Source organism: Micromonospora zingiberis (assembly GCF_004331455.1).
Classification (GTDB): Bacteria; Actinomycetota; Actinomycetes; order Mycobacteriales; family Micromonosporaceae; genus Micromonospora; species Micromonospora zingiberis.
The window spans coordinates 1-26,632 of the sequence record NZ_SJJR01000001.1; the positions used below are offsets into that span (position 1 = coordinate 1).

16 protein-coding genes and 2 pseudogenes are annotated in these 26,632 nt (G+C 71.7%); 12 read left to right on the top strand and 6 right to left on the bottom strand.

What is annotated here, in order from left to right:
- Both E0H26_RS00005 and E0H26_RS00010 read right to left on the bottom strand, forming a co-directional pair.
- Positions 1-291: pseudogene (locus E0H26_RS00005) on the bottom strand (M36 family metallopeptidase); the annotation flags it as partial.
- A gap of 148 nt (positions 292-439) precedes the next feature.
- A complete protein-coding gene (locus E0H26_RS00010; RefSeq protein ID WP_131299151.1) occupies positions 440-3,220 on the bottom strand; it encodes a M36 family metallopeptidase in 2,781 nt (926 codons plus the stop codon).
- 285 nt (positions 3,221-3,505) lie between these two features.
- Here E0H26_RS00010 and E0H26_RS00015 point away from each other — a divergent pair, with 285 nt between their 5' ends.
- Positions 3,506-3,976, top strand: a complete 471-nt coding sequence (locus E0H26_RS00015) for an SRPBCC family protein (RefSeq protein ID WP_240741938.1) — start codon at positions 3,506-3,508, stop codon at positions 3,974-3,976.
- A 37-nt stretch (positions 3,977-4,013) separates the two neighbouring features.
- Here the strand turns inward: E0H26_RS00015 and E0H26_RS00020 are convergent, their stop codons facing one another.
- Both E0H26_RS00020 and E0H26_RS00025 read right to left on the bottom strand, forming a co-directional pair.
- On the bottom strand, positions 4,014-4,541 hold the full coding sequence (locus E0H26_RS00020; RefSeq protein ID WP_131299154.1) for a DinB family protein: 528 nt from the start codon (positions 4,539-4,541) through the stop codon (positions 4,014-4,016).
- A 60-nt stretch (positions 4,542-4,601) separates the two neighbouring features.
- Complete coding sequence (locus tag E0H26_RS00025) at positions 4,602-7,439, bottom strand: condensation domain-containing protein (RefSeq protein ID WP_165521719.1); 2,838 nt, start codon at positions 7,437-7,439, stop codon at positions 4,602-4,604.
- A 137-nt stretch (positions 7,440-7,576) separates the two neighbouring features.
- On the opposite strand from E0H26_RS00025, the gene E0H26_RS00030 reads away from it, so the two are divergent.
- The 9 genes and pseudogenes from E0H26_RS00030 to E0H26_RS00070 all read left to right on the top strand — a co-directional run bounded on the left by E0H26_RS00030 (position 7,577) and on the right by E0H26_RS00070 (position 21,641).
- The gene (locus tag E0H26_RS00030) at positions 7,577-13,147 is read left to right on the top strand and encodes a non-ribosomal peptide synthetase/MFS transporter (protein WP_131299160.1); all 5,571 of its coding nucleotides are present in this window, start codon (positions 7,577-7,579) and stop codon (positions 13,145-13,147) included.
- A 1-nt stretch (position 13,148) separates the two neighbouring features.
- Positions 13,149-14,714 carry a class I adenylate-forming enzyme family protein gene (locus E0H26_RS00035; protein WP_240741939.1) on the top strand — a complete coding sequence of 522 codons (1,566 nt, stop codon included), beginning with the start codon at positions 13,149-13,151 and terminating at the stop codon, positions 14,712-14,714.
- A gap of 19 nt (positions 14,715-14,733) precedes the next feature.
- The gene (locus E0H26_RS00040) at positions 14,734-17,832 is read left to right on the top strand and encodes a non-ribosomal peptide synthetase (protein ID WP_206024769.1); all 3,099 of its coding nucleotides are present in this window, start codon (positions 14,734-14,736) and stop codon (positions 17,830-17,832) included.
- 2 nt (positions 17,833-17,834) lie between these two features.
- Positions 17,835-18,107: an acyl carrier protein gene (locus tag E0H26_RS00045; RefSeq protein WP_206024771.1), complete on the top strand. Its 273-nt coding sequence runs from the start codon at positions 17,835-17,837 to the stop codon at positions 18,105-18,107.
- 146 nt (positions 18,108-18,253) lie between these two features.
- A complete protein-coding gene (locus E0H26_RS00050; protein ID WP_131299165.1) occupies positions 18,254-18,925 on the top strand; it encodes a hypothetical protein in 672 nt (223 codons plus the stop codon).
- A 341-nt stretch (positions 18,926-19,266) separates the two neighbouring features.
- Entirely contained in the window at positions 19,267-20,622 is a 1,356-nt protein-coding gene (locus E0H26_RS00055) for a glycoside hydrolase family 10 protein (protein ID WP_131299167.1), read from the top strand.
- Between the two features lie 349 nt (positions 20,623-20,971).
- Positions 20,972-21,190, top strand: a pseudogene (locus E0H26_RS00060) (Scr1 family TA system antitoxin-like transcriptional regulator); the annotation flags it as partial.
- A complete protein-coding gene (locus tag E0H26_RS00065) occupies positions 21,181-21,375 on the top strand; it encodes a DUF397 domain-containing protein (protein WP_131299170.1) in 195 nt (64 codons plus the stop codon). The pseudogene E0H26_RS00060 and the gene E0H26_RS00065, both read left to right, overlap by 10 nt.
- Positions 21,366-21,641, top strand: coding sequence for a DUF397 domain-containing protein (locus E0H26_RS00070; protein ID WP_420812756.1), 276 nt, complete (start codon positions 21,366-21,368; stop codon positions 21,639-21,641). Before E0H26_RS00065 ends, E0H26_RS00070 begins: the two co-directional genes overlap by 10 nt.
- Here the strand turns inward: E0H26_RS00070 and E0H26_RS00075 are convergent.
- On the bottom strand, positions 21,620-23,263 hold the full coding sequence (locus E0H26_RS00075; RefSeq protein ID WP_131299172.1) for a glycoside hydrolase family 43 protein: 1,644 nt from the start codon (positions 23,261-23,263) through the stop codon (positions 21,620-21,622). The genes E0H26_RS00070 and E0H26_RS00075 overlap by 22 nt on opposite strands.
- A gap of 29 nt (positions 23,264-23,292) precedes the next feature.
- Positions 23,293-23,421: a hypothetical protein gene (locus E0H26_RS30255; protein ID WP_276320369.1), complete on the bottom strand. Its 129-nt coding sequence runs from the start codon at positions 23,419-23,421 to the stop codon at positions 23,293-23,295.
- 325 nt (positions 23,422-23,746) lie between these two features.
- Between E0H26_RS30255 and E0H26_RS00085 the strand changes: the two genes are divergently transcribed.
- The gene (locus E0H26_RS00085) at positions 23,747-24,895 is read left to right on the top strand and encodes a glycoside hydrolase family 12 protein (protein WP_131299177.1); all 1,149 of its coding nucleotides are present in this window, start codon (positions 23,747-23,749) and stop codon (positions 24,893-24,895) included.
- A 161-nt stretch (positions 24,896-25,056) separates the two neighbouring features.
- Complete coding sequence (locus E0H26_RS00090) at positions 25,057-26,433, top strand: glycosyl hydrolase family 18 protein (protein ID WP_131299180.1); 1,377 nt, start codon at positions 25,057-25,059, stop codon at positions 26,431-26,433.
- Positions 26,434-26,632: the final 199 nt, after the last annotated feature.

A 26,632-nucleotide genomic window follows, 5' to 3' on the forward strand; every position in this document is an offset into this window, starting at 1 on the left:
GGCGATGTTCACCGTGGCGGTGGCGCCGAAGACTTCCAGGTTCTGGTGCCGTTGGGCCAGGTTGACGTGGGTGACACCGTTGTGCCGACTGGTGAAGCTGGACAGGATGCTCAGATCACTCAGGTCGCCGGCGGTCACGCCGTACTGGACCGGGTTGGCCCGCAGGTAGTTGATGGCGATGTTGTCCGGGACGCCCTCGTTCGGAGCGGTGAGGAAGAGCGGGTTCGACTTGCCCGCCCCTTCCTCCGGTGCGGCCGAGGCCGGCGTGGACAGCGACGTCAGAGAAACCACGAGGCTCGTGGACAGCAGCAGCGCGGCAGTGCGCCGGCCACGGTTCGATCGGGGATAAAGGTTCACAGGTGCTCCCTTCGTGGGGAGGACGGGAGGGAGCGCTCCGTGGTGTGGAACGCTCCCTCCTTCGCTCTAGCTGGATTGCCGGTCAGGCGATGAACTTGAAGTAGCTGCGGTACTGGAATCCGTTGTCGAGGGTCAGGACGAATTCGCGGCAGGTGCCGGCCCAGGCGGGGTCGGTCTTCCAGACGTAGTTGTACTGGCCGTTGGCGCTGACCGACATGGTCGAGTTGCCGGGGTTGACGGCCTTGACGGGGCTCGGTCGGGGGGTCGTCGGCCCGTCCGGGTTGACGGTCCGCAGGGTGTCGCAGTCGACCAGCCGCGAGTACGGCGAGTTGCTGGCCAGGATGTCCAGGCCCCGGTTGGTGGCGAGCTTGAACTTCATCGGTGCGGCGTCACCGGCGGGAAGGGTGTTCAGGCCGGGTTGGGCGCTACGGCCGATGAAGTCGGCGCGGCAGGACGGGTGGGTGTCGAACGCCTCGGTGTTGTCGTCCCGGTTGGTGGTGCCCTGGACGGCGCTGTAGCCGAGACCACGACGGGCGAACGACGACCACAGGGTGCAGGAGTTCTCGCCGCCGGTCAGCGCCGCGTCGGCGGCGATGATGGCGTTGCGGCCGGTGACGAAGCCGGGGCCACAGCCCTGCATCTTCAACCCGTCCATCACCAACTGCATGGCCAGGTTGTTCCCGCCGGTGTTCCAGGCGTCGTAGACGTTGGGGTTCAGACCGTGCTTGTCGATCAGGTCCCAGGTCATGTCCCACAACACGGCGGCCCAGCCGTGACCGATGCCGTGCGGCGCGGCCAGCGAGGTGCCGTTGAGCCAGCCACCGGTCTTGATGCTGTCGTAGGTGAACGGCTGAAGATCCATGTTGCGCGAGTACGGCCGCGGCCGCAGCCCGTTGCCGCTCCGGTCCTCCTGGAACAGCACGTACGGCACCAGGCCGCGCGTACCCTCCGCGGTGTCGAGCTTCGGGTCGAGCAGCGTGGTGATGGCGAAGTAGTCGCTCCAGCCCTCGCCCATCTGCTCGTTGCCGGTCAGGCAGTTGATGCCCGGACCGCCGGTCAGCCGCAGCGAGATGCCGTGACCGTACTCGTGGATGACGATTCCGGCGTCGAGGTCACCGTCGCGGATGCCCGGGTGGCTCGGGTGCTTGCGGACCGAACCAGCGGTGGGACCATCGGCGATGGCGGCCTTGATGGTGTTGCCGTCGGCCTGGCTGACCGCGACCGCCGGGATGGCGACCGGCGCGGTGGTCATCGCACCGGTCAGCACCGGCGCGGCGCCGGTGGCGTTGTGCGCCACCACGACCGCCTTGGCGCCCAGCGACTGGGCGACCTGGGTACGCAGCAGGTAGGTGCAGGCGGTGGTGCCGCCGTCGACCACCGCGATCCAGTTGCCACCCGGCAGGGTCGCCGGGTACGCGGAAGTGGCGCAGCCGTTGCCGGCGTACACGAACTGGTGCCCCGGCAGACCGGCGACCGTCGGCGCCGGGCTGAACCGCGACCAGGTGGCGTCGAAGGAGCCGACGCCGTCGACGACGATCTGGTTCTGGGCGCCGAACTGGTTGCCGGGCCACAGGTACATCTGCATGCGGGGGGTGCCGCCGTCGGCGGCGGGGGTGGAGAAGTTGGCGTTGTTGCTGCCGCCACCGTCGGCGGCCTCGGCGCGGACGTAGTCGCCGCCCACACCGCCACGGCCGTAGTTGTTCATCTGGAAGTTGCCCGACGCCTCGTCAAAGCCGTAGCGGTACGCGACGTCGTGGATGATGTTGTTCCAGTAGAACAGGTTCGCCGTCGCGGCGTCCCGGTAGTTCTGGGCGTGCTCGTCGAGGTCGAGCGGGAAGTTGAAGGTCAGACCCGGGCCGCCGTCGGGGCTGCTACCGAAGTCCGGCTGGTTGTTGTTGTCCTGGTCCTGGTAGGCGTGGGCGTTGTTGCCCTGGGTGGTGGTGAACTCCGGGCCGGGCACCCCGTTGGTGTCGTGCCAGCCGTACGGCGAGGCGAGCGCGTCGGCCGGGTTGGTCACCACGCTGCGCGGGCCGTCGTTCGGGCTCTCGGTCGGGTAGCCGTAGACGTGGTAGCTGGAGCCGTCCTGCACCGGGTCGGGCGTGCCGAGGCCGGAGCTACCGGACGCCAACTGACGGCCGGAAACGTGGCCGCCCAGCGTCGAGTGCAGCTCGTCTTCGTCGTGGTGCACGGTCCAGTCGTCGGTGTCGAGCAGTTCGCCGGTTTCGGCGTCGACGGTGGCGTTCCAGAGGTGGGCGTCGGTGGCGTCGTCGATGACGAGTTGCCAGGCGAGGCGGAGGACGTCTTCGGTGGGTTGCCAGCCGAGTTTGGCGGGGATGGGTTCGTCGGAGATGCCGCTTTCGGAGACGACGGTCTTTTGTGCGGCGCCGCCGGTGCGGCTGAGTACCTTGGGGCTCTTCGGGGTGGCGAGGTCCAGGCCGTCGGCGGCGGCTTCGACCGCGTCGATGGCGTTGAGGGAGGCCGCACCGGAGGTGCTCTTGGCGAGGTCGGCGACGAGGGTGTCGCCGACCAGGATGACGCTGCCGTCCTTGGCGATGTTCACCGTGGCGGTGGCGCCGAAGACTTCCAGGTTCTGGTGCCGTTGGGCCAGGTTGACGTGGGTGACACCGTTGTGCCGACTGGTGAAGCTGGACAGGATGCTCAGATCACTCAGGTCGGCGGCGGTCACCCCGTGCGGAGCGGGATTGCCACGCAGGTAGCGGATCGCGATGTCTTCGGGCGTGCCTTCGTTGGGGCCGGTGAGGAAGACCGGGTTCGACCGGGTGTCAGCGTCCTCAGGTGCGGCCGATGCGGGATTGGCGGCGATTGTGGTCAGGGACGCGGCGAGGGTGGTGGAAAGCAACACCGCCGCGGTACGTCGACCACGTGATCGATGGGGCTGTAGGGGCACCTCTGCTCCTTTTGGGGGTTGAAAGGACAGCACGGGGCTCCGATCCACCACCGCCGGAGCGGTCCGTCGCGGAGTCCCACGACGCTCGCACGGTGACCACGTTCAGTGATCGAGCCCGTGCGAGGTGAATCGCGTTGACGCTACGGCGCAGCTCACGGCCGGTCATCCGACGGGTGACCAAACATTTCGATGATTCACTTCTACAGATGTCGGGCCGCCGTGGCCGTGGCAGGATGAGGTGTGCCCGAGCCATCCGGACCCGTCATCGCCTTCGCCACCACCTGCGTGGTCGCCGCCACTGTGGACGAGGTGTACCGCCACCTGAGCGACCCGCACAGCTACATCGGGCTGTCGCCGTTGGTGGTGGCCGTGCGGGACGTACGCACCAGCCGGGACGCCGAGGGACGTACGGTGACCGACTACGTCGCCGTCGAGCGGTTCCGGTTCCTGCGACTGCTGCGGTGGGACAACCCGATCCGGGTACGCATGGTCGCCACCCGGCCGAACGGTCAACTGGTCAGCGACGTGCGCAGCCCCGGCCGGGTACGGTTGCGGGCAGTGGTGGACCTGACCGCCGAGGCGGCCGGCACCCGGGTACACGAGCAGGTCACGGCCACCGCCCCGGCACTACTGCGGCGCTTCGTGTCCAGCCAGGCGCGGCAGGTCGCGGCGTACCGGGCGGCCGAGCTGACCCGCCGCATGGCGACGTAGGACTGTCCGCCCGGACGCTGGCCGACGCAGGCGTGGGTCAGGCCGCACCCGCCTGGTGCAACAGCCGGAGTTGGCCGATCTCGGCGACGTTCTTCATCAACTCGGCGTTGACCCAGGCGAGCAGGTGCGCGACGGTGTGCTCCGGGTCGTGCGGCCACGGGAACGGCGCGATCTCGTCGAGGTCCGCGTCGGTCAGCCGGCCCAGGACGTCGAGCCACTCCGTCCGCAGGTCACCCAGCCAGGCGATGGTGGCCGTACCGTCGCCTGGCCAGTGGACCGTGGTGCGCTCGCGCGGCGGCCGGCCCTGCAGGTGGTCCAGGGTGACGCCCCACCACCAGCCGATGTGCCAGGTGAGCCAGGCGATCGTGGGCACCGGTACCGGATCGGGTTCGGTGTCGGCCCAATCCGGTACCCACCGGCCCGCCGCGTCCGGGCGGACCGTCCAGCAGTGCGCGACCGGCTCCCACCGGAAATGGACCGGTGCCAACCGTTGCAGGTGGTAGTCGAACAACGACCAGGTCAGCTCGAACTGCCAACGCAGCAGGTCACGACGTGAGGTGGACATCGCCGGATCCTCACATCCGCCGGGCTCCCGGTCGAGCGGTTATCGGTCGGCACGCGCGCCTCACCGCGCGGCGGGTGCCGGCGACCACGGCCAGGGCACGTCCTGGACAGCCGCCTCGACCAGCAGCGCCTCGATGCCGCGCAGGAACGGCTCGACCCGCTGCGCCGGGAAGTACCGGGTGTCGGCCGTGACGACCAACTCGACCGCACCGGGCGCGTCGAGCACCTGTACCCGGCAGCGCCACGGGAACTGTTCCAGCTCGGTCAACCAGCGGAAGTCGCTGCCCGACGTCATCGCCCGCAGGTCGGCCTCGTCCGGGCCCGGCTGTGCCGGGTCGACCTCACGGGACAGCCGGGCGTCGTTGAGATAGCAGTAGTGCGCCAGGAAGGTCCGGTGATCGTGGCCCAGGTCGGTGAAGGTGCTCTCCCACACGGCCGGGTCGTAGTAGGCGTGCCGGTAGGCGTTCAACGCCGCCCGTCCCGCCCGGGACAGCAGTTCGGCGAAGTCGGGCCGACCGGCCAGGTCCAGCCGACACAGTCCGATCTGGTTGAGCGTGCCGATGGCCTGTTCGTGGCCGGGCTGGAAACGGTTGTTGGCCATCACGACGATCCCGCACGTCGGCTGTCCACCGTCGCCGCTCAGCCCGGCGGCGGTGGCCGCCAGGATCGCGTTGGCGGTGCTGGTCCGGTACCGGGCGGCGACCAGCCGCACCGCGTGGTGTACCGCCGCGGAGACCAGCGAACCACGGCGGTAGCGGGGCGACGGCGCCGACCCGACCGGCTCGGACAGGCTGGGGGCGAGACCGTCCAGTTCACGGACCCAGTACGCCACCGCCCGCTGCGAGCGCCGCTGCTCGACGTCGCGTTCCCGCTCGGCGAGATCCAGTGACTGGAGTCCGGGTGCGCGGTGCGCCGTTGCGGACAGCAGCAACGCCCGCAGGTCGCGCAACACGAGGTCGCTGGCGTGGAAGTCGACGGTGGCATGGCTGAAGACCGCCACGACCTGCCGTACCCGGTCGGCGACGGTGACCAACGCGATCCGCAGCGGCCACTCGGCGACGTGGTCGAAGCGGGGCGCCCGCAGCCGGGCGGTCAGCGCGGCGGCCGCGTCGCGGCCGTCGGGATCGTCCTGCGGCCGGGGCACCGCGTGCACGAGCACGGGCAGCCGCCCGGCCCCGGTCGCCTCCTGGTGCAGCTCGTCGTCGCGGCGGCGGAACCGGGTGCGGAGCGACTCGTGCCGGGCGACCAGCGCACCGACCGCCTGAAGCGCTCGCGCGACGGTCACCTCGGACCGTGCGGGGACGGGCAGCTTGCGGGGCAGACTCAGCACCCGGTATCCGGCGGGGGAGTCGAACTCGTCCATGCTCCGCCACATGGCCCGCTGCCCCCAGGTCAGCGGCGCGCTCGCGTCGCGTCCGCCGTCGAACGGCACCGACACGATCTCTTCGCCGTCGACCGCGACCGGCTCGGTGGCGACCCTGGTCGACCCGGAGGCGGCAGTGGCGGTGGTCGTCGACCAGGGCCACGGTACGTCGGTGTGCGCCGCCCTGACCAGCAGCTCCTCCATGTCGCGCAGGAACGGCTCGATGGCGTCCATCGCGATGAGCCGGGTGTCCGCGGTCAGGGTGATGCCCACCCCGCCCGGCTCGTCGACCACGTGGGTCAGCAGGTGCCAGGACGCCTGGTGCAACCCGGCGGTCCAGGAGAACGTGCTGCTGGCCATGGCGGCCCGCAGGTCGTCGGCGGTGGCCTCGGGTGCCGACTCGCCGCCGCCGACCGAGAGGCGGACGTCGTTGAAGTAGTAGTGCGCGCGGAACGCCGGGTCGAACTCGATGCCCTGCTCCTCGAACGTCTGGCGCAGCGCCGGTGGCTCGTAGTACGCGTGCCGCAGCCCGTTGAGCGAGGCGGCCCAGACCCGGGACAGCACCTCACCGAAGTCGGGCCGGCCGGCCAGATCCACGACGCAGAAGCCGATCTGGCCGAGGTTGGCCACCGCGTTGGCGTACTCGGTGCGGAACCGGTTGTGCGCCATCGGGAACAGACCGGACATCGTACGGCCGGAGTTGCGGGCGGCCATCGCGTAGTAGCCGGCCGCCAGCACCGCGGGAACGCTGACCCGGTGTCGGGCGGCGATCAGGCGGGCGGCGGTGTCCACGGCGGACGAGACCAGCACGCCCCGGCGAAACGGCGGGTCGAGCCCCGGCCCGGTCGGCTCCATCGGCTCCTGCGGCAGTCGCTGGTACTCGCGCAGCCAGTACGCCACCGACCGCTCGGAGCGCCGCCGGTCCGCGCCGTGCTGGAGCCGGGCCACCTCGGTCGACTGCGGGCCGGGCGGGGTGGGCAGGCTGCCACGTAGGAGCAGTAGCCGGAGATCACGCAACACCACCTCGGCGGCGTGGGCGTCCACCGTGGTGTGGCTGAACACGAGCACGACCTGCCGGACCCGCTCGTCCACCGTCACCAGCGCCATGCGCAGTGGCCACTCGGCGGCATGGTCGAACGCGACGTCGCCGAGCCGGCCGGCGGCCGCTCGGGCCGCCTGCGCGCCATCACCCGTCCCGACGCAGACCAGCAGCGGCAGCACCCCGGCCGGCACCGCCTCCTGATGTGGCTCGCCGTCGCGCAGTGGCAGCCGGGTGCGCAGCGCGGCATGCCGGCTGACCAGCGCTCCCACCGCCCGGGTGGCGGTGGCCACGTCGATCCCGGCCCGCGCCGAGATCGCCACGGTACGCCGCAGGTTGAGGAACTGGTGGTTGGAGCCGAACCGGCTGATCGAGCGCCAGAGCACCTGCTGGGCCCAGGTCAGCGGGGCCGTACCGGCTCCGGTGCCCGAGAACTCGGCGTGCAGCAGCGGCTCCGAGGCCCACTCGACGGGGATGACGACGTCTGCGAATCGCATTCCCGACCGTAGAACGGGCCGTCCGGCTGCCGGATCGATCGATCGAGTGTTACACAGTGGACCGATCAGCCGATCCAACCTGTTGGATGCGGCATGCACACTACTGGCTCCCATCCGTCATCGGAGTGAGGCGCTGCGTGACCAACGTTGACGTGCCGGCAGTGATTCGTGCCGGCTCGCCGGAGATATACCGTTCTGTCGATCCCCCTCGCCTGTCGTTCGGCCAGGAGCGGATCTGGTTCACCGAACAGTTGACCCCCGGCACCGCCGCGTATGTCGTCTACTCGACGGTGCGGCTGCGTGGGCCGCTGGACGTCGACCTGCTGCGCGCCGCCCTCGACGCCACCGCCGCCCGGCACGACAGCCTGCGCATGCGCTTCACCGAGAACGCCGACGGCGAACCCGTCGTGCAGGTGGTCCCCGAGGTACGGGTACCGGTCACGGTCACCACCGCCACGTCCGAGGACGCCGCCCGGGAACTGGTCACCACGGCCGTGAACACCCCGTTCGACCTGGCCGCCGCCCCGCTGCTGCGGGCGCTCGTCGTCCGGATCGACGACGAACGGCACCTGCTGCATCTGGCGATGCACCACATCGTCAGCGACGGCTGGTCGCTGGACATCCTCCTCGGCGAGGTGGCCGCCACCTACGGCGCGCTGCGCGACGGCGGCACCGCACCGTCGGCCCCGACGACCGGCTACCTCGACTACGCCGCCTGGCAACGGGCCCGGCTGGACGGACCGGCGACCGGCGACGGTTTCGCGTACTGGAGCAAGGCGCTGGCCGGCGTACCACCGTTGGAGTTGCCCACCGACCGGCCCCGCCCGGCCGTGCTGTCGTACGCCGGGGGCACCCACCGCTTCGCCTTCGACGCCGACCTGACCGACGGGCTGCGCCGACTCAGCCGGGCCCATCGCAGCACGCTCTACATGACGCTGCTCACCGGCCTACAGGCCGTCCTGTTCCGCTACAGCGGCCAGCGGGACTTCGCCATCGGCTCCCCGGTGGCCGGCCGGGTCGTGCCGGAACTGGAGAACCTCGTCGGCCTGTTCGTCAACACCCTCGCCCTGCGTGCCGACCTGTCCCCGGTCGGCGCGAGCGCCGACGCCCCCGCCACCGAACCGAGCTTCGCGGCCCTGCTGCGGCGTACCCGCACCACCGTCGTACGGGCCCTGGCCCACCAGGAGATCCCGTTCGAGCGCCTGGTGGCCGAACTCAACGTGGTGCGGGACGTCAGCCGTACGCCTGTCTTCCAGGTGCTGTTCACCCTGCAGAACTACGACCAGGGTGGGAACGGGTGGCCGGCCGGGCTGCGCGCCGAGGGCGTCGGCACCGACGCCTCGACCGCCCGCTTCGACCTGTCGCTGTACGTCGGCGAGAGCGCCGACGGCCTGCGCGGCATGTTCGTCTACAACAGCGACCTGTTCGACGCCGCCACCGTACGGCGACTGGCCGCCAGCTTCGAGACGCTGCTGCGCGGCGCGGTCGCCCAACCGGACCGGCCGGTGGTCGACCTGGACCTGCTCGATCCCGCCGAGCAGGAACGCACGCTGGCGCTCGGCCGGCCCGACAGCGACGACACCACCGGCGTCACCGACACCGCGAGCACCCTGGCCGACCTGATCGACCGGCACGTCGCCGCCACCCCCGACGCCCCGGCGGTGGTCGGTGAGTCGGAGGCGATCAGCTACCGGGAACTGGACCGCCGGGCCAACCAACTCGCCGCCTGGCTCCGCGGCCGTGGCGTCGGACCGGACGATCTCGTCGGGGTGCTGTTGGAACAGTCGGTCGAGCTGGCCGTGACCCTGCTCGGGGTGCTCCGGGCCGGCGGCGCCTACCTGCCGCTGGACCCGGAGCAGCCGGCCGCCCGGCTGGGCCTGATGCTCGCCGACGCCCGCCCGAGGATCGTGCTGACCAGCCCGGAGCTGCGTGACCTGCTGCCGGCCGAGGTGACCACGGTCTGCCTCGACGCCATCGCCGCCGACGTGGCCACCGGGCCGGACACCGCACCCGGCACCGGGGCCACCGGCGACAACCTCGCCTATGTCATCTACACCTCCGGCTCCACCGGCACCCCGAAGGGGGTGGCCGTGGCCCATCGGCAGGTACTGCGTTACCTCGACGGGGTGGCCGACCGGTTCGAGGTCGTCCCGGCCGCCCGGTACGGGCTGATGCAGTCGATGTCGTTCGACTTCAGCGTCACCGTCTTCTACCTGGCGCTGGCCACCGGCGGTGCGGTGCACCTGCTGCCGCGCCGGTGCACCGGCGCCGAACTCGCCGAGCGGCTGCGGGCCCGGCAGATCGACTACCTGAAGATCACCCCGTCGCACCTGACGGCACTCACCGCCGACGCCGAACCGGGCGACCTGCTGCCCGCCCGCGCGCTGATCCTCGGCGGCGAGGCGTCCGACCTGGACCGCGTCGTGCCGCTCGCGGCCGCCGGCCCGGCCCGGGTCTTCAACCACTACGGCCCCACCGAGGCCACCGTCGGCGTCGCCACCTACGAGGTGACCGCCACCGAGGCGGGTACCGGTCCGGTGCCGATCGGCCGACCCCTGCCGCACGCCCGGGTCTACGTGCTCGACGAGCGGATGCGCCCGGTGCCGGTCGGCGTGCCCGGCGAGCTGTACCTCGGCGGCGACCGGCTCGCCCGTGGTTACCTGCACCAGCCGGAGCTGACCGCCGAGCGTTTCCTGCCCGACCCGTACGGCCCGCCCGGCGCCCGCCTCTACCGCACCGGCGACCTGGCCCGCTGGCGCGGTGACGGGCAGCTGATGTTCCTCGGCCGCCGCGACCACCAGGTGAAGATCCGTGGCTACCGGGTCGAGCTGGGTGAGATCGAGGCCGCGCTGCGGGACTGCCCCGAAGTCCGGCAGGCGGCGGTGCTGCTGCGGGACGACCGGCTGGTCGCCTACCTGGAACCGGCCGCCGACACGGACCCACCGGAGCCCGCGCGGCTGCGGCGCCGGCTCGCCGACCGGCTGCCCGAACACATGCTGCCCAGCCGCTGGGTGCTGCTGGACCGGCTGCCGTTGCAGGAACACGGCAAGGTGGACCGGCGGGCCCTGCCCGACCCGACCGACGAGCCGGCGACCAGCGCCGAGCGGGTCGCGCCGGACGGCCCGGTCGAGACCCTGGTGGCCGGGATCTGGCAGGCGGTGCTCGGGGTCGCGGAGGTGGGCGCCACCGACGACTTCTTCGACCTGGGCGGGCACTCGCTGCTGGCCACGCAGGTGGTGGCCCGGCTGCGCCGGGAACTGCCCGAGGTCCTCGGTGCGAGCGCACCGACGGTCAGCGTGATGGACCTGTTCCGCCACCGCACCGTACGCGAGCTGGCCGAGTTGGTCTGCGGCGACGGCGCCGGCAGTGCGGGCCTGCTGCACGAACTGACCCCGCCGGTGCCCGCCGCCGAGCGGATCGCCACCCTGGTCTGCGTGCCGTACGGCGGTGGCAGCGCCGTGGTGTACCAACCGCTGGCCGACGCGCTGCCGCCCGGCCACCGGCTGCTGTCGGTGGCCGTACCCGGACACGACATCGGCGTCGCCGACGACCCCGCGCCCATCGCCGAGGTCGCCGCCGACGTGGTCGCCGAGATCCTGGACCGGGTGAGCGGGCCACTGATCCTCTACGGCCACTGCGGACCGGGTGGGGCCCTCGCGGTGGAGGTGGCCCGCCGGCTGGAGGCCAGCGGCCGGGAGTTGCAGGCGGTGTACCTCGGCGCGGTCTTCCCGTTCGGCCGGCCCGCCGGCGGACTGCTCGGCCCCCTGCTGCGTCTGCGGCTGGCCGAACGGCTGCGCAGCGACCGGATCTACCGCACCTGGCTACAGGCGCAGGGCACCAACATCGGGCAGCTCGCGCCCGACGAGGTCCGGTTCCTGATCCGGGCGATGCGCCACGACGCCGAGGTGTCCGAGGAGTACTTCACCGACCTGATGCGCCAGCGGGTCACCCCGCTGCGGGCGCCGATCATCTCCGTGGTCGGCGAGCGCGACCGGGGCACCGACTTCTACGAGGAGCGCTACCAGGAGTGGCACTTCCTCAGCGACCGCACCGCGCTCGCCGTGATCGACGAGGGCGGCCACTACTTCCTCAAGTACCGGGCCGCCGAACTGGCCGAGATCGTCACCGGCGTACACCGGCGGGTCGACGCGCCCGCCCCGGCCGCCCCGGTGAAGCTCGCCCCGGCCGCCCCGGCCGCCCCGGCCGCCCCGGCCGCCCCGGCCGCCCCGGCCGCCCCGGCGGAGCCGGATGCCACCGAGCCGGCCTGGCAGCTCGCCGCCGTCTCCCACCGTGGTCCCGACCAGCCGCCGACCACCCGGACCAGGACGGACAGCGCACCGCCGCCGAGCCTGCGCCGCTTCGGCCTCGTCGCCGCCGGTCAGATCCTCTCCGGCATGGGCAGCGCGCTGACCACCTTCGCCGTCCCACTGTGGATCTACACGCAGACCGGGTCGCTCGCCCGGTTCGCGCTGTTCGCCGTGCTGGCCCTGATGCCCGGCCTGCTGATCTCGCCGCTGGCCGGTGCGCTGATCGACCGGTTCAGCCGGCGGGCCGTGCTGCTGACCGCCTGTGTCGCGGCGGGCGGCGGCAACGCGGCGTTGGCCGTGCTGGTGCTGTTCGACCTGGCCGAGGTGTGGCACTTCTACCCGTTCACCGCCTGGCTGTCCGTGGCGCTGGCCTTCCAACGCCTCGCGTTCGTCTCGGCGGTGCCGCAGCTGGTGCCCAAGCGGTTCCTCGGTCACGCCAACGGCCTCGCCCAGACCGCCGTCGGCCTCACCCAGTTCGTCGTGCCGCTGGCTGCCGTGGCCCTGCTCCAGGCCGTCGGGCTGCGCGGCATCCTCCTCGTCGACGTGGCCTTCTACGCCTTCGCCATCACGGTGCTGGCGGTGGTGAAGTTCCCCCGCACCCTGGCCCTGCAACGGCGCGAGAGCATCGGCGCGGAGATCGTCGCCGGCCTGCGGTACGCACTGCGGCGCCGGGAGTTCCGGGCCATGCTGACCTTCTTCGCGGCGCTGAACTTCTTCCTCTTCCCGGTCCTGTTCCTGCTCTCCCCGCTGGTGCTCGGCTTCGCCGACCTCGATCAGGTCGCGCAGGTCGCGCTCACCGGTGGGGTCGGCGCCGCCACCGGCGGCCTGGTGATGCTGGTTTGGGGCGGACCCCGGCACCGCCGGATGCGCGCGGTGCTGCTGGGCACCGTCGGCATCGCGGTGGCCGCCATGCTGACCGGCCTACGACCGAACCTGCTGCTGATCGCCGCCGGCGCCTTCGGCATGTACGCGTCGCTGGCCATCGTCAACGGCGTCTACAACACGATCATCCAGACCAAGGTGCCGCCCCGCGTGCACGGCCGGGTCTTCGCGCTCAACCAGATGGTCGCGCAGTCCACCCTCCCGCTGGGCTGGGGCCTCGTCGCCCCCGCCGCCGCCCGGATCGCCGAGCCGATGCTGCTGGCCGACGGCGCGCTGGCCAGCACGGTCGGCGTGGTCCTCGGCGTCGGCCCGGGGCGCGGCCACGGCCTGCTCTACGTGCTGTTCGGGCTCTGCATCGCGGTGACGGCGGTGGTGGCGCTGGCCGCGCCGGTGCTGGCCCGCTTCGACGACCAGGTGCCCGACGCGCCACCGGACGACCTGGTCGGCATCGAGGAACGTCGGGCCCGGGTCGCGGCCGTCGCCCCGAGCCCGGCAACCTCCGGCCGAGAGGCGGCCTGAGGTGCCCCCGACGACGCCCGAGCGGGCCCCGACGACGCCCGAGCGGGCCCTGCCGGCGCCCCGGACGGTGCCCGACCTGCTGGAGTGGCGTACCGGCCTGCATCCGGACCAGGTGGCGGTCGAGGTGCACGGGGTGGCCACCCTGACCTTCGCCGAATGGTCCGCCGGTGCGCACGCGGTCGCCGCCGCGCTGCGGGCGCGTGGCCTGCGCCGGGGGGATCGGGTCGGCCTGCTGTTCGGGGCCCGCGACTGGACCCGCTTCGCGGTGGCCTACTGCGGCGTGCTGCGGGCCGGGTGTGTGGCCGTGCCGCTGTCCGACCGGCTCGCCGCCGGTCAACTGGAGTACGCGCTGACCCACTGCGCGGCCACCGCCGTCGTGTACGGCGACGACACCCCCACCCCGCCCGTGCCGCCCGGCCTGCCGGTCTGGACCTGCGCGGACCTGCTCACCGAGGCACCCGCCGCCGACCACGTTCCCGTCGAGGCCGACCACACGGGCGGCGGTGGGTCGGCGGCCCGCCCCGGTGACCTCGCGCAGATCCTCTACACCTCTGGCACCACCGGGCGTCCCAAGGGGGTGGCGGCCAGCCACGCCAACCTCACCGCCGGGGCACCGAGCCATCCCCGCCGGCTGGCCCTGGCCCACTCGCAGCGGTTCCTGCACGCCTTCGCCATCGGCACCAACGCCGGGCAGACCATGCTGCTCAACGCGCTGACCGCGAAGGCCGGCGCGCTGACCCTGCCCCGCTTCACCCCGGTCCGGTTCGCCCGGCTGGTCGAGGCCCCGGGCACCGGCACCGTCTTCGTGGTCCCGTCGATCGCCGTCGAACTGCTCGACTCCGGCGCGCTGCGCGGGCGCGACACCAGCGGCGTACAGCTGATCGGGTCCACCGCCGCGGCGCTGGCCCCGGCGGTCGCGGCTCGGCTGGCCGAAGCCTTTCCGGAGGCGACAATCGTCAACTACTACACCTCCACCGAGGCGGCTCCCGCGCAGACCACGATGATCTACGATCCGGCGCGTCGGGACGCGGTCGGCCGGCCGGTCGGCGGGCAACTGATGGTCGCCGACGCCGACGGTAACCCGCTGCCCGCCGGGACGACCGGTGACGTGTGGCTGCGCGCCCCCTTCCCCCGCGCCTACTACCGGGACGAGGCCGCCAACCGGGCCACCTTCCGTGACGGGTGGGTCCGGATGGGCGACGTCGGCCGGTTGGACGCCGACGGCTACCTGTACCTCACCGACCGGCACCAGGACGTGATCAAGACCGGCGCGTTCAAGGTCTCCACCCTGGAGGTGGAGGCCGCCCTGTACGAGCACCCCCTGGTCGCCGAGGCCGCCGTGCTCGGCGTACCGCATCCGGTGCTCGGGTCGGCGGTGGCCGCCGCCGTGGTACCCCGCCCGCCGGCCGGCCCGGACGACCTGTCCCTGCCCGTGCTGCGCGGCTTCCTCGCCGACCGGCTGGCCGACTACCAACTTCCCGCCCGGCTCCTGGTGCTCGACCACCTGCCGCACAACGAGGGCGGCAAGGTGCTCAAGCGGCAACTCACCGACCTGTTCGACAACTGACCACCACCAGCACAAAACCTTGGGAGCAGATGTGGGCACCGCCGAGGCGACGTACGCACAGCACGCGGTCTGGTTCACCGAGCAGGCCGGGGCCGCCGGCACGGCGTATCACATGGCGCTGGGCGTACGGTTCGGCGCCGAACTCGACCGGCGGGCCCTCGTCGCGGCCTGCGCGGCGCTGACCGAACGGCATCCGATCCTGACCGCCCGGATCGCCGGTGACCACGACGGCACCCCGCGCCTGGCGCCAGCGGACACCCGCACCTCGGTCGGCTTCGGGGAACTGACCGACGCCCGGATCGCCGAGGAGATCGCCCGCCCGTTCGACCTCGGCACCGGACCGCTGGCCCGGTTCACCCTGCTCACCGGCGCCGACGGCGGTCATCTGCTGCTGGTCACCGCACACCACCTGGCCTTCGACGGCACCTCCAAGGACGTGCTCGCCCGGGACCTGGCCACCGCGTACGACGCCGCCCGGCAGGGCGCACCGACCGACCCGCCGCCCCGCGCCGACGGTTACGCCGGCCTCGCCGCGGCCGAACAGCAGCGGGTCGCGGTCGACCTGCCCGCCGCCCGCGCCTACTGGGCCCGGCACTGGTCCGGCCCGGGTGACGTGGTCCTGCCCGGACTGCGCCGGTTGCCCAGCAGCGCGGAGCCCGGCGTCGCGGTCGCCGCCGACCTGCCCGCCGACCTGGTCGACGACGTCGACCGGGTGGCCGGATCGCTTGGGGTGAGCCGCTTCGAGCTGCTCTTCGCGGCGCTGCACGCCCTGCTCGCCCGCTACGGCAACCGGGGCATCCCGGTCGGGGTGGCGCTGTCCACCCGTACCCCCGACGAGGCCGACCAGGTCGGACTCTTCGTCAACGAGCTGCCGGTCGCCGCCGACGCGACCGAGGGAACCTTCCGCGAGCACGCCCTCGCCCTGCGGGCCCGGCTGCGCGAGATGTACCGGCACCGGGCCGTGCCGCTGGCCCACGCCGTGACCGGCCTGCGGCCCGCACCGGCACTGACCCCGGTCAGCATCGGCTACCGGCGACGCGGCGCCGAGCCGGTCTTCCCCGGGGTGACCAGTCAGGTGGAGTGGACCCTGTTCAGCGGTGCCGCCCGTAACGCGCTGCACGTACAGATCGTGGACGCGCCCACCGGCATCACGGTCAGCCTTCAGCACAGCCCCACGGCCATCGACACCGACGCGGTACGACGCATCGGCGCCCACCTGCGTACCCTGCTCGCCGCCGCGCTCACCGATCCCGATCGGCTGGTGGCCCAACTGCCGCTGCTGCCCGACGACGAACTCGACCAGGTCACCCGCGCCTTCAACGACACCGCCCGCAGCTACCCCGCCGAGGCCACGGTGCCGGCGCTGTTCGCCGCCCGGGTCGCCGCGGACCCGGACGCGCCGGCCGTGGTCGACGGTGACCTGACGTTGAGCTACCGCCAACTGGACGAGGCCACCCGGCGGCTCGCCGCGTCGTTGCGGCAGCGCGACATCGGCCCCGGTGCGCTCGTGGCGGTCACCCTCGACCGCTCCTGGCAGGCGGTGGTGACCCTGCTGGCGGTGCTGCGCAGCGGCGCCGCCTACCTGCCGATCGACCCGGCTCACCCGCCCGCCCGGCAGGAGACGGTGCTCGCCGACGCCGCCCCGGCGCTGGTGGTGACCGGCACCGCGACCGCATCGGACCGGCCCACCCTCGCCCTCGACACCGTCGTCCTGCTCGACGGCCCGGTGCCGGCGGCGCCGGCCGAGGCAGCGGACGCCGACGCGCTGGCCTACGTGCTGTACACCTCCGGCTCCACCGGCCGTCCCAAGGGCGTGGCGGTGCGCCACGCGGCCCTGGCCAACATGCTGTTCGGCGTACGGGACCTGTTGGGCAGCGACCCGACGCACCGGTGGCTGCACCTGACCTCGCTGTCGTTCGACATCTCCACGGTGGAGGTCTTCCTGCCGCTGGTCACCGGGGGCCGGGTGGTGGTCGCCTCGACGGTCAGCGCCCTGGACGGCGCGGGTGTGCTGGCGCTGGTCGGCGCCGCCGGCGTGACCCACGCCCAGGCCACCCCGTCCGGCTGGCGGGTGCTGCTGGAGGCCGGCCTCGGCGGGTCGGGCGAGGCCGCCGCGCCACCGCTGGTAGCGGTCGCCGGCGGCGAGGCGCTGCCGGTCACCCTGGCCCGGGAGCTGCGGGCCCGCACCGCCCGGCTGATCAACGGGTACGGGCCGACCGAAGCCACCGTGTACGCCACGATGGCGGACCTCCCCGCCGACCCGGCCGAGGTCACCATCGGCCGGCCGTTGCCGAACGTGCGCGCGTACGTCCTGGACGAGGCGGGACATCCGGCACCGATCGGGCTGCCCGGTGAACTCCACCTGGCCGGCGCCGGACTGGCCGTCGGCTATCTGCGGCGGGACGATCTCACCGCGCAGCGGTTCGTGCCGGACCCGTCCGGGTTGGTCGGCGGGCGGCTGTACCGCACCGGCGACCGCTGCCGCTGGCTGCCGGACGGGCGGATCGAGTTCCTCGGCCGCACCGACCACCAGGTGAAGATCCGGGGACACCGGATCGAGCTGGGGGAGATCGACGCCCGGCTGCTCGACCATCCGGGGGTGGCCGAGGCGGTCACCGTGCTCTGGTCGGACGGCGACGAGCCGCGCCTCGTCGCCTACCTGGTGCCCCGGCCGGACACCGCCGTGGAGCCGGCCGACCTGCGCCGGCATCTGGCGGCGAGCCTGCCGCAGGCGGCCCTGCCCGCCGACTACGTGCCGCTCGACCGGTTGCCGCTGAGCCCGAACGGCAAGGTCGACCGGAACGCGCTGCCCGCCCCGGCTCCCCGGACGACCGGCCCCGCCGACGCGGCGGTGGCAGACACCGCCGACACCGCACCGGCCGACGACGACCCGCTGCTGGCGCAACTGCGGCTGATCTGGCAGGAGGTGCTGCGGATCCCCGACGTCGGTGTGCACGAGGACCTGTTCGACCTGGGCGGGCACTCGTTGACCATCACCCGGATCAGCGGCCGCATCCAGCAGCGACTCGGGGTCGAGGTGCCGCTCGACGCCTTCTTCGAGACCCCGACCATCGCCGAGATCGCCGAGATCATCCGACAGTCCGAGAAGGAGTCCTGACAGTGGATGGCACCGAACTGCGTACCCGGGTCGCGGCCCTGGTGAGCGAGGCCACGGCGGGGGAGGTGTCGGCGTCCGACGTGCTGGCCGGCGGCTCCATGATCTCCCTCGGCGTCGACTCACTCGGGTTGCTGCGCCTGGTCGACGCGATCGAGCTGGAGTACGGCGTCGAGGTCGAGCTGAACGACGGCGGCCGTACCCTGGACAGCCTCGACGACCTGGTGGCGTTGCTGGTCGCCGCCCGGTCGGAAGATTCGCCAGCGGCCCAGGGCTGATCCGCGGGTACGCCGAGCCGCAGGCCCGACGGTGGGGCGCTTTCGTCTAAGTGGACGAAAGCGCCCCACCGTGCGTCGTAAGTATCGACGGTTGTGGCGGAAAGCGTTAGTCTCCCAGCCAGGCGGCCATTGAGGTGAGGAGTGCCATGTCCCGAAAGACCGGAAGGCCCTCCTATCTGCTCGCTCCGCCGGCACGGACATCGCGTCCCACCACCCGGCTGCTCCTCGGTGCCGCTGCGGTAGCGCTGAGCGCGGGTCTGCTCGGCGGGCTGATCGGATACTCCGTGGGACGGCCGAGCCAGGCCGAGGCGGGCATCGCGCAGTTGCAGGAGGCCGAAGCCGAGCGCGACGTGCAGCAGATCATCGAACTCACCGACCTGGCACATCGGACCGGGGGCGAGCTTTCGCCGATTCTCGCGGCTATCCGGCAGGCGTCGGACGCGGGACGTCCACCCGAGGCGGCGCAGGTCCGTCAGTGGCAGCAGACCATGCGGAAGTTGACCGAGCAGTTCGCCGATCCGCCCTCCGGTACGACCGCGACGAACGTCGCCCGAGGCGGTCTGCGCAGCGCGGTGGCCCAGGCCGCCCTCGCCGTCGACGCCCTTGCCCTGCCCGCTGCGGCCACGGGAACCGGTGAGCAGTTGGCGCTGGTCGCCCGACAGGCGGCCCTCGCCGTGACCATGTGGTCGGTGGCCGCCACCCAACTCGATCAGATCAACATCGATGCCGGGCAGGGTCACCAGCACGTGCACCTCGACACCGGGGGAGCCGACGGCGCCTTCGCCCCGGACGGCACGCCCGAAGGGCACAACGACTGATCTTCCGCCGGCTCCGATCGCCGCTGACGCGGCGACGGATTCCGGCTCCCCAGGCGCCGGGCTGACCCGCCCCTGCCCCAATCGGCTGACGCTGCCGTCGCCGCGTGCTGCTGTCCCGATCTGATCCGGCTGCGGTGCCGCTCTGGTCCGGCGATGTGGCGGCCGGAAGTTCCGATAAACTTCCGGAAGTCATTGACGCTCATGAAACAACGCTGAAATACTTCGGGGCCAGTAAGGCCGATGCGATCCCTTTGTCAGGGAGTCGTGGGCATCATCCCTATCCCGCGCGTCCGGATTCATGCTGCCCGAAATTGGGGGACCGGACCCGGAAGGAGCATCAGATGACCAAGGATCCTTCCCGAGCAGCCGGACGGCCGAGACGACTTCGGGCCGCTCTGGTCCTGTCGGCCGTCGGCCTGCTGGCAGTGGCCGGTGCGGTGGTGCTGCCCGGCAACGCCAGCGCCGCGAGCACCCTCGGTGCTTCCGCGGCTGAGCAGGGCGGACGGTACTTCGGCACCGCCGTCGCGGTGAACCGGCTCAACGACTCGGCGTACACGACCATCCTGAACCGCGAGTTCAACCAGGTCACCGCCGAGAACGAAATGAAGATCGACGCGCTCCAGCCGAACCAGGGCCAGTTCAACTTCGGCAACGGCGACCGGCTCGTCCAGCACGCGCGCAGCCGCGGCATGCAGGTCCGGGGCCACACCCTGGCCTGGCATTCGCAGCAGCCCGGCTGGATGCAGAACATGTCCGGCACCACCCTGCGCAACGCGATGCTCAACCACGTGACCCAGGTCGCCACCCACTACCGGGGTCAGATCGCGTGGTGGGACGTGGTCAACGAGGCGTTCCAGGACGGCTCCAGCGGTGCCCGCCGCGACTCCAACCTCCAGCGCACCGGCAACGACTGGATCGAGGCCGCGTTCCGGGCCGCCCGCCAGGCGGACCCGAACGCCCAGCTGTGCTACAACGACTACAACATCGACAACTGGACCGACGCCAAGACCCAGGCCGTCTACCGGATGGTCCAGGACTTCAAGAACCGTGGTGTGCCGATCGACTGTGTGGGTTTGCAGTCGCACTTCACCGGCGGCTCGAACTACCCGTCCAACTACCGCACCACGCTGTCCAGCTTCGCGGCGCTCGGCGTCGACGTGCACATCACCGAGCTGGACATCCGCAACGCGCCGAGCGACGCCTACCGCAACGTGGTCAACGACTGCCTCGCCGTATCGCGCTGCAAGGGCATCACCGTGTGGGGCATCCGCGACTCCGACTCGTGGCGCTCCAACGAGAGCCCGCTGCTCTTCGACGGCAACGGCAACAAGAAGGCCGCCTACAACGCCGTACTCACCGCCTTGAACAGCGGCAACCCGGGTGGCGGTGACCCCACTCCGACGCCCACGACCCCGGCGCCCGGCGGCTGCACCGCCGCGATCACGCCCGGCCAGGTCTGGGGTGACCGCTACAACACCTCGGTGACCGTCAGCGGCGCCAGCACGTGGTCGGTGGTCGTCGTCATCACCTCGCCGCAGCGCATCTCCGCCACCTGGAGTGGCAACCCCACCTGGGACAGCAGTGGCAACGTGATGACGATGCGCTCCAACGGCAGCGGCAACACGTTCGGCTTCACCACGATGATGAACGGCAACTCCAGCGCCCGCCCGCAGATCAGGTCCTGCACCGTCGGCTGACCTCACACGCTCGTCGGCCGTGCGGGTTCCCCGCACGGCCGACGTCGTATCCGGCCTGGCCCGGCGTGGCGCCGCGCGGTTACGGCGGTATGGCGGTAACCCGATCGCTCCAACCCCGCCACTTCGCCGGAACGGAGTTGACCAACGCGCCGCACCACCGCCAGCGCGTCGAGGTCGTGGTCCGGCGTGCTCACTCCATGGGGTGCCGAGGAACCCAGTTGACGAATCTGTCCAGCAGGGGAGCCGGGGCGTGGGACGGACGGATGTCACCGTCGCGTGCGGCGAGTTGCACGACCGCCTCGGCCCAGAGCGTCGCCAGATAGACGAGAAGATCCGTCCGGCGGGGGCCGCGCCAAGCTATCCGGGGCTGGACGGGCCGTTCGTCATCGCCGACCTGCCCGGTGGTGCGAGGGCGGCGCATGTGGACGGTCCGGCTCCCGCGCAGATCCTCGACCAGCCGTCTGACCTTGTTAACCTTGAGCGACGGTGGGAACGCATCCGTGGCGAGGCGCTTCCCCGGGGCCGGAGTCTGGATCTCCTGAGAGAAGCGGCGGCATCATGGACCTGACCGGGGCGCGGTGGCGCAAGAGCAGCAGGAGCGGCGGCAACGGCGGGAACTGCGTCGAGGTGGCCGACAACCTGTCCGGCGTCGTCGGCGTACGGGATTCGAAGGATCCGGCCGGGCCGGTGCTGGCCTTCACTCCGCAGGCTTGGCGGGCGTTCGTCAGAGAAGCCGCGGCATCATGGACCTGACCGGGGCGCGGTGGCGCAAGAGCAGCAGGAGCGGCGGCAACGGCGGCGACTGCGTCGAGGTGGCCGACAACCTGTCCGGCGTCGTCGGCGTACGGGATTCGAAGGATCCGGCCGGGGCCGGTGCTGGCCTTCACCCCGCCGGCGTGGCGGGCGTTCGTCGCCCGACCCGCGTTGCGGCCCTGACCTGCTGCATGCACCGCGAGCACCCGGCCCCGCCAAGGGGCGGGCGCTCGCGGGTGGAGGGTCAGCGCGGCGTCGGGCGGTAGTCGAACCAGTCGAAGGACGCGCTGCCCTCGGTGACGTAGAGCCCGAACACCCGGCCGGTGAACCCGGCGGCGACTTCGGTGGACAGGTACCGGCCGTCGAGTTCGGCGAGTACGACCGGGCCGGTGTCGGCCAGCACCTCAAGGCTGACCGTGTCGCAGGCGGCGGGGCGTACGCCGAAGGGGGCTCCGGGGGCCGTGACCTGGTCGGCGGCGGTCACCGTCGGTGGGAGCAGGTCGACGGTACGGGTGGCGATGGCCAGGGTGACCGGGCCGGTCGGTACGGTCAGCTCGCCGAAGACCTGGCGGAACGGTCCCACCCGGCCGACGACCTGCACAGTGCCGCCACAGACCTCGATGTCGTAGTGGTGGGCCTCGTCGATGCGTACCGTCAGACCGGCCCGGCCGGCACCGGGGTCGACGTGGACGCTGGCCCGGCAGTCGTGGTGCTGCTGCCGCCGGACGACCATTGTCGCGCCGGCCCGGTCGAGGGTGCTCCCGGCGGCGTGCAGGGTGAGCCAACCCGGCCGGTCGGTCAGCGACCAGCTGGCCGGCGGCCGGTCCCGCAGCGACATCCATTCCGGCGCGAGCCCGGCGGCGTCGAAGTCGTCCCGGTACCCACCCGGCCCGGCCGGCCCAACCCCGGGGGACGGCGCGGCCAAACCGGCCGGCACGGCCCCGGCGGAGGGTGCGGCCCCGGCGGACGGCCCGGCATCGGCAGACGGCGCGGCCAGGGCGGGCGGGCTGCCGGCGGGCGCCGCCATCACCTCCTCGACCGGGTCGACCACCGGCCAGCCGTCCACCCAGCGCACCGGTACCAGGAACGTCTCCCGGCCGAGCACGTGGTACGGCGGCCACTGGCCCTTGGCCCGGATGCCGAGCAGCACCAGCCACCAACTGCCGTCGGTGGCCTGCACCAGGTCGGCGTGACCGGTGGCCTGCACCGGCCGATTGGTGCTGCGGTGGGTGAGGAACGGGTTGACCGGGCCAGGTTCGAACGGGCCCCGGATGCTGCGGGAGCGGGCGACGGAGACGGCGTGCCCCGTGTGCGTACCGCCCTCGGAGACCAGCAGGTACCACCAGTCGCCGATCCGGTACAGGTGCGGGGCCTCCGGGTACTGCCCGCCGGTGCCCGACCACATCGGCACCGGCCCCTCCAGCACCGTGCCGGCGTCCGGATCGATCCGGTACGACTCGACCCCCGAGAGGGTCAGCCAGCAGTCCCCGTTGTCGTCCCAGGTCAGCGACGGGTCGATGTGCGGCAGGTCGAAGTAGACCGGATCGGACCACGGGCCAGCCGGGTCGGTGGCGGTGACGAGCAGGTGGCGGCCGATGGTGACGTTGGTGGTGATCATCCAGAACCGACCGTCGTGGTGACGGATGGTCGGCGCGTAGATGCCACCGGAGGCGTCCGTGTCCGCCGGCAGTTCGAGCTGGCTGGTCCGGTCGAGCACGTTGCCGATCTGCCGCCAGTTGACCAGGTCACGGCTGTGGAAGATGGGTACGCCGGGGAAGTACTCGAAGCTGGAACAGACCAGGTAGTAGTCCTCGCCGACCCGGCACACACTCGGATCGGGGTGAAAGCCGGCGACGACGGGATTGCGGAAGGTGGCGGCATCGGTCATGCGTATCGATGCTAGGCGTTGACCGGCGGTCAGCAGGCCCTGCGGACGTACGAGCGGGAACCCGGAGCCGTGACACCGAGGTCACGCAGGACGATCGACAGTCGACTGCCGTGCGACCGGCACGCCTTGGCGAAGCCGTTCTCGGTGTACTCGATCACGATGACCTGCGGGGAGGCGCGTCCTGAGCGCCGTCGTTGACTGCGGTTCAGGGCTGTCGTACCTTCACAATGACATCCATCGATTATGGGCATGGTGGCTGAGCCGGCGCCTTGTCCGCCGGGCGGCCTCGGGCACAGTCGCCGGGCGAGATGGGCCGCGACCGTCACTGACCTGCGCTTCGGCGTCGGTCCGACCGTCGCACACGCCGCCGCCGGCTGCCGCAATCGGTACGGGGCCATTCCAGGTGGGACGGTCACCGGGTCGATGTGAACGCAAACATGCCGAGTTGCTTCGGTCGGCGGTCCGCTACCGAAGGAGAGATCCATGGCGAAACGTCATCGCCTCGCGCTACTGGCCGCCACCGCGGCCGTCGCCGTCGTCACCGCCACCGTCGGGGTGGCCGTCGCCCATGCCGCCGCGGTCGGCTGCGCCGTGCGGTACGCGGTCTCCGCCCAGTGGCAGGGCGGCTTCAACGCCGACGTGACCATCACCAACCTCGGCGACCCGGTGTCGTCCTGGCGGCTGACCTGGTCGTACGGCTCGGGCCAGCGGGTGACGCAGGCCTGGAACGCCACCGTGACCCAGGCCGCCGCCCAGGTGACCGCGACCAATGTGGCGTACAACGGCGCGATCGGCACCAACGGCACGGTGAGCTTCGGCTTCAGCGGGTCGTGGAGCGGCAGCAACCCGGCGCCGACCTCGTTCACGGTCAACGGGGTGAGCTGCACCGGCTCGGCCAATCCCTCGCCCACGCCGACCACCCCGCCGCCGATCGGCGACTATCCGCCGAGCGCACGGCTGTGCAACAGCAGCGACCTGATCGACATCGGCAAGTACTGGATTCCCAACAACCAGTGGGGCGCGACCGGCGCCACCGGCAGCCAGTGCATCTGGACCAATGGTGGTTCCGGCGACCAGATCCGGTGGGGGACCAGCTACACCTGGAGTGGCGACCCCAGCAGCGTGAAGTCCTTCGCGGCGGCGATCCTCGGCTGGCACTGGGGCTGGCGGCGGCCGAACACCGGCCTGCCGGTGCAGGTGTCGGCGAACCGCAACGTCAACACCTCGTGGCAGTTCAGCGTCACCGGCAGCGGCAACATGAACGTCGCGTACGACATGTGGTTCCACCCGATGGCCAACCCGGGCTCCGGGGACCAACCCACCGACGAACTGATGATCTGGTTGTACCGGTCCAACGCCTCCCCGGCCGGCAGCCGCCAGGGCACCGTCACCATCGCCGGCACCACCTGGGAGGTGTGGCGCGGCTACGTGGGCACCTGGAACGTCTACTCGTACGTGCGGACCAGCAACACCACCAACGCCACGCTCAACATCCGCGACTTCACCAACGACGTGGTCTCCCGTGGCTGGATGAGCAGTTCGAAGTACCTCACCAGCGTCCAGGCCGGACCGGAGATCTTCACCGGCAGCGGCCAGGTGCAGACCGGTAACTACTCGGTCACCATCGGCTGACCGGCATCGAGAAGCATCATTGACCGCTACCGTTAACACTCTTTAAGATTTGGCTGCCTCGAGGAAACCGACCCTGTCCATCCGTACGTCCGGCTCGGCGCTGTCATCGGCGCCGGCCCGGACGGCACGGCTGTCGCCACCTCCCAACGGGAAGGCCCTCGATGTCCTCACCACGTCCCCGGCCCCGCTCGGCCCTGGCCGCCGGCCTGCTCGCCCTGGTCACCGCCGGCGCCACCCTCGCCGTCACCCCGACCGCGGCGCAAGCCGTGGTCCTGCCGAACAACTTCAAGAGCGTCGGCTACATGCCCTCCTGGACCGGCAACGTCAACTCGGTCCAGTACAACAAGCTCACCCACATCAACTACGCCTTCGTGCTGCCCAACAGCAACGGCACCCTGCGCGCGGTGGAGAACCCGAGCAAACTCTCCTCGCTGGTGTCACTCGGCCGGGCCAACAACGTGAAGGTCTCCATCGCCATCGGCGGCTGGAACGACGGCGACGACTCCGCCTTCGAGGCCCTGGCCGCGAACGCCAGCACCCGCACCACCTTCGTCAACAGCGTGGTCAGCTTCGTCAACCAGTACGGCCTCGACGGCGTCGACATGGACTGGGAGTACCCGGACCCGGGCGCCTCGGCCAACAACTTCAGCCTGCTCATGCAACAGCTCAGCAACGCACTGCGCCCGCAGGGCAAGCTGCTCACCGCCGCCGTGGTGGCCGAGGGCTACTACCGCGACGGCGTACCGACCGCGGTCTTCAACTACGTCGACTTCCTCAACATCATGGCGTACGACGGCGGCAGCCCACACGCCAACTACGACTGGTCGATCAACGCGGTCAACGGCTGGAAGGCCCGTGGCCTACCGGCCAGCAAGGCGATCCTCGGCGTGCCCTTCTACAGTCGGCCCGGCTACTACACCTATTCCCAGTTGGTCGGCATGGACCCGGCGAACGCCAACCGGGACTGCACCACCGCCGGTGGCGCCCAGCAGTGCTACAACGGCATCCCCACGGTCAAGCGCAAGACCCAGTGGGCGATGGCCAACGCCGGCGGGATGATGAACTGGGAACTCACCCAGGACACCAGCGGCGCCACCTCGCTGGTCAGCGCGATCTACGACACCGTCATGGGTGGCACCCCGCCGCCGACCGGCCGCACCGGCCAGATCACCGGCATCGCCGGCAAGTGCGTGGACGTCGCCGCCGCGAGCACCGCCAACGGCACCGCCATCCAGCTCTACACCTGCAACGGCACCAACGCACAGCGGTGGACGGTCGCCAGCGACGGCACGCTGCGTGCCCTCGGCAAGTGCCTGGACGTCACCAGCGCCGGCACCGCCAACGGCACCCCGATCCAACTCTGGGACTGCAACGGCACCGGTGCCCAGGTCTGGCAGGCCCAATCCAACGGCACGCTGCGCAACCCCGCGTCGAACCGGTGCCTCGACGCCACCGGCAACAGCTCCGCCGACGGCACCCGACTCCAGATCTGGGACTGCTTCGGTGGCGCCAACCAGGTCTGGCGCCTACCCGCCTGACCCCACCTTCCGGGCCTGACCTCGCCTACCGGCCCGGCCTTCGTACCGGCCTGGCCCTGTCTACCGGGCCGGGCCTGGCCGGGCGGCCTCGACCAGCGCGATGGTCGAGGCCGCCCGGTGTGCGGGCGCGGATACCGGTCAGCGGCCCCAGAGCCGCCAGGTCTGGTGACGTCCAGGCACTTGCCGGTCTGCTGGTTGA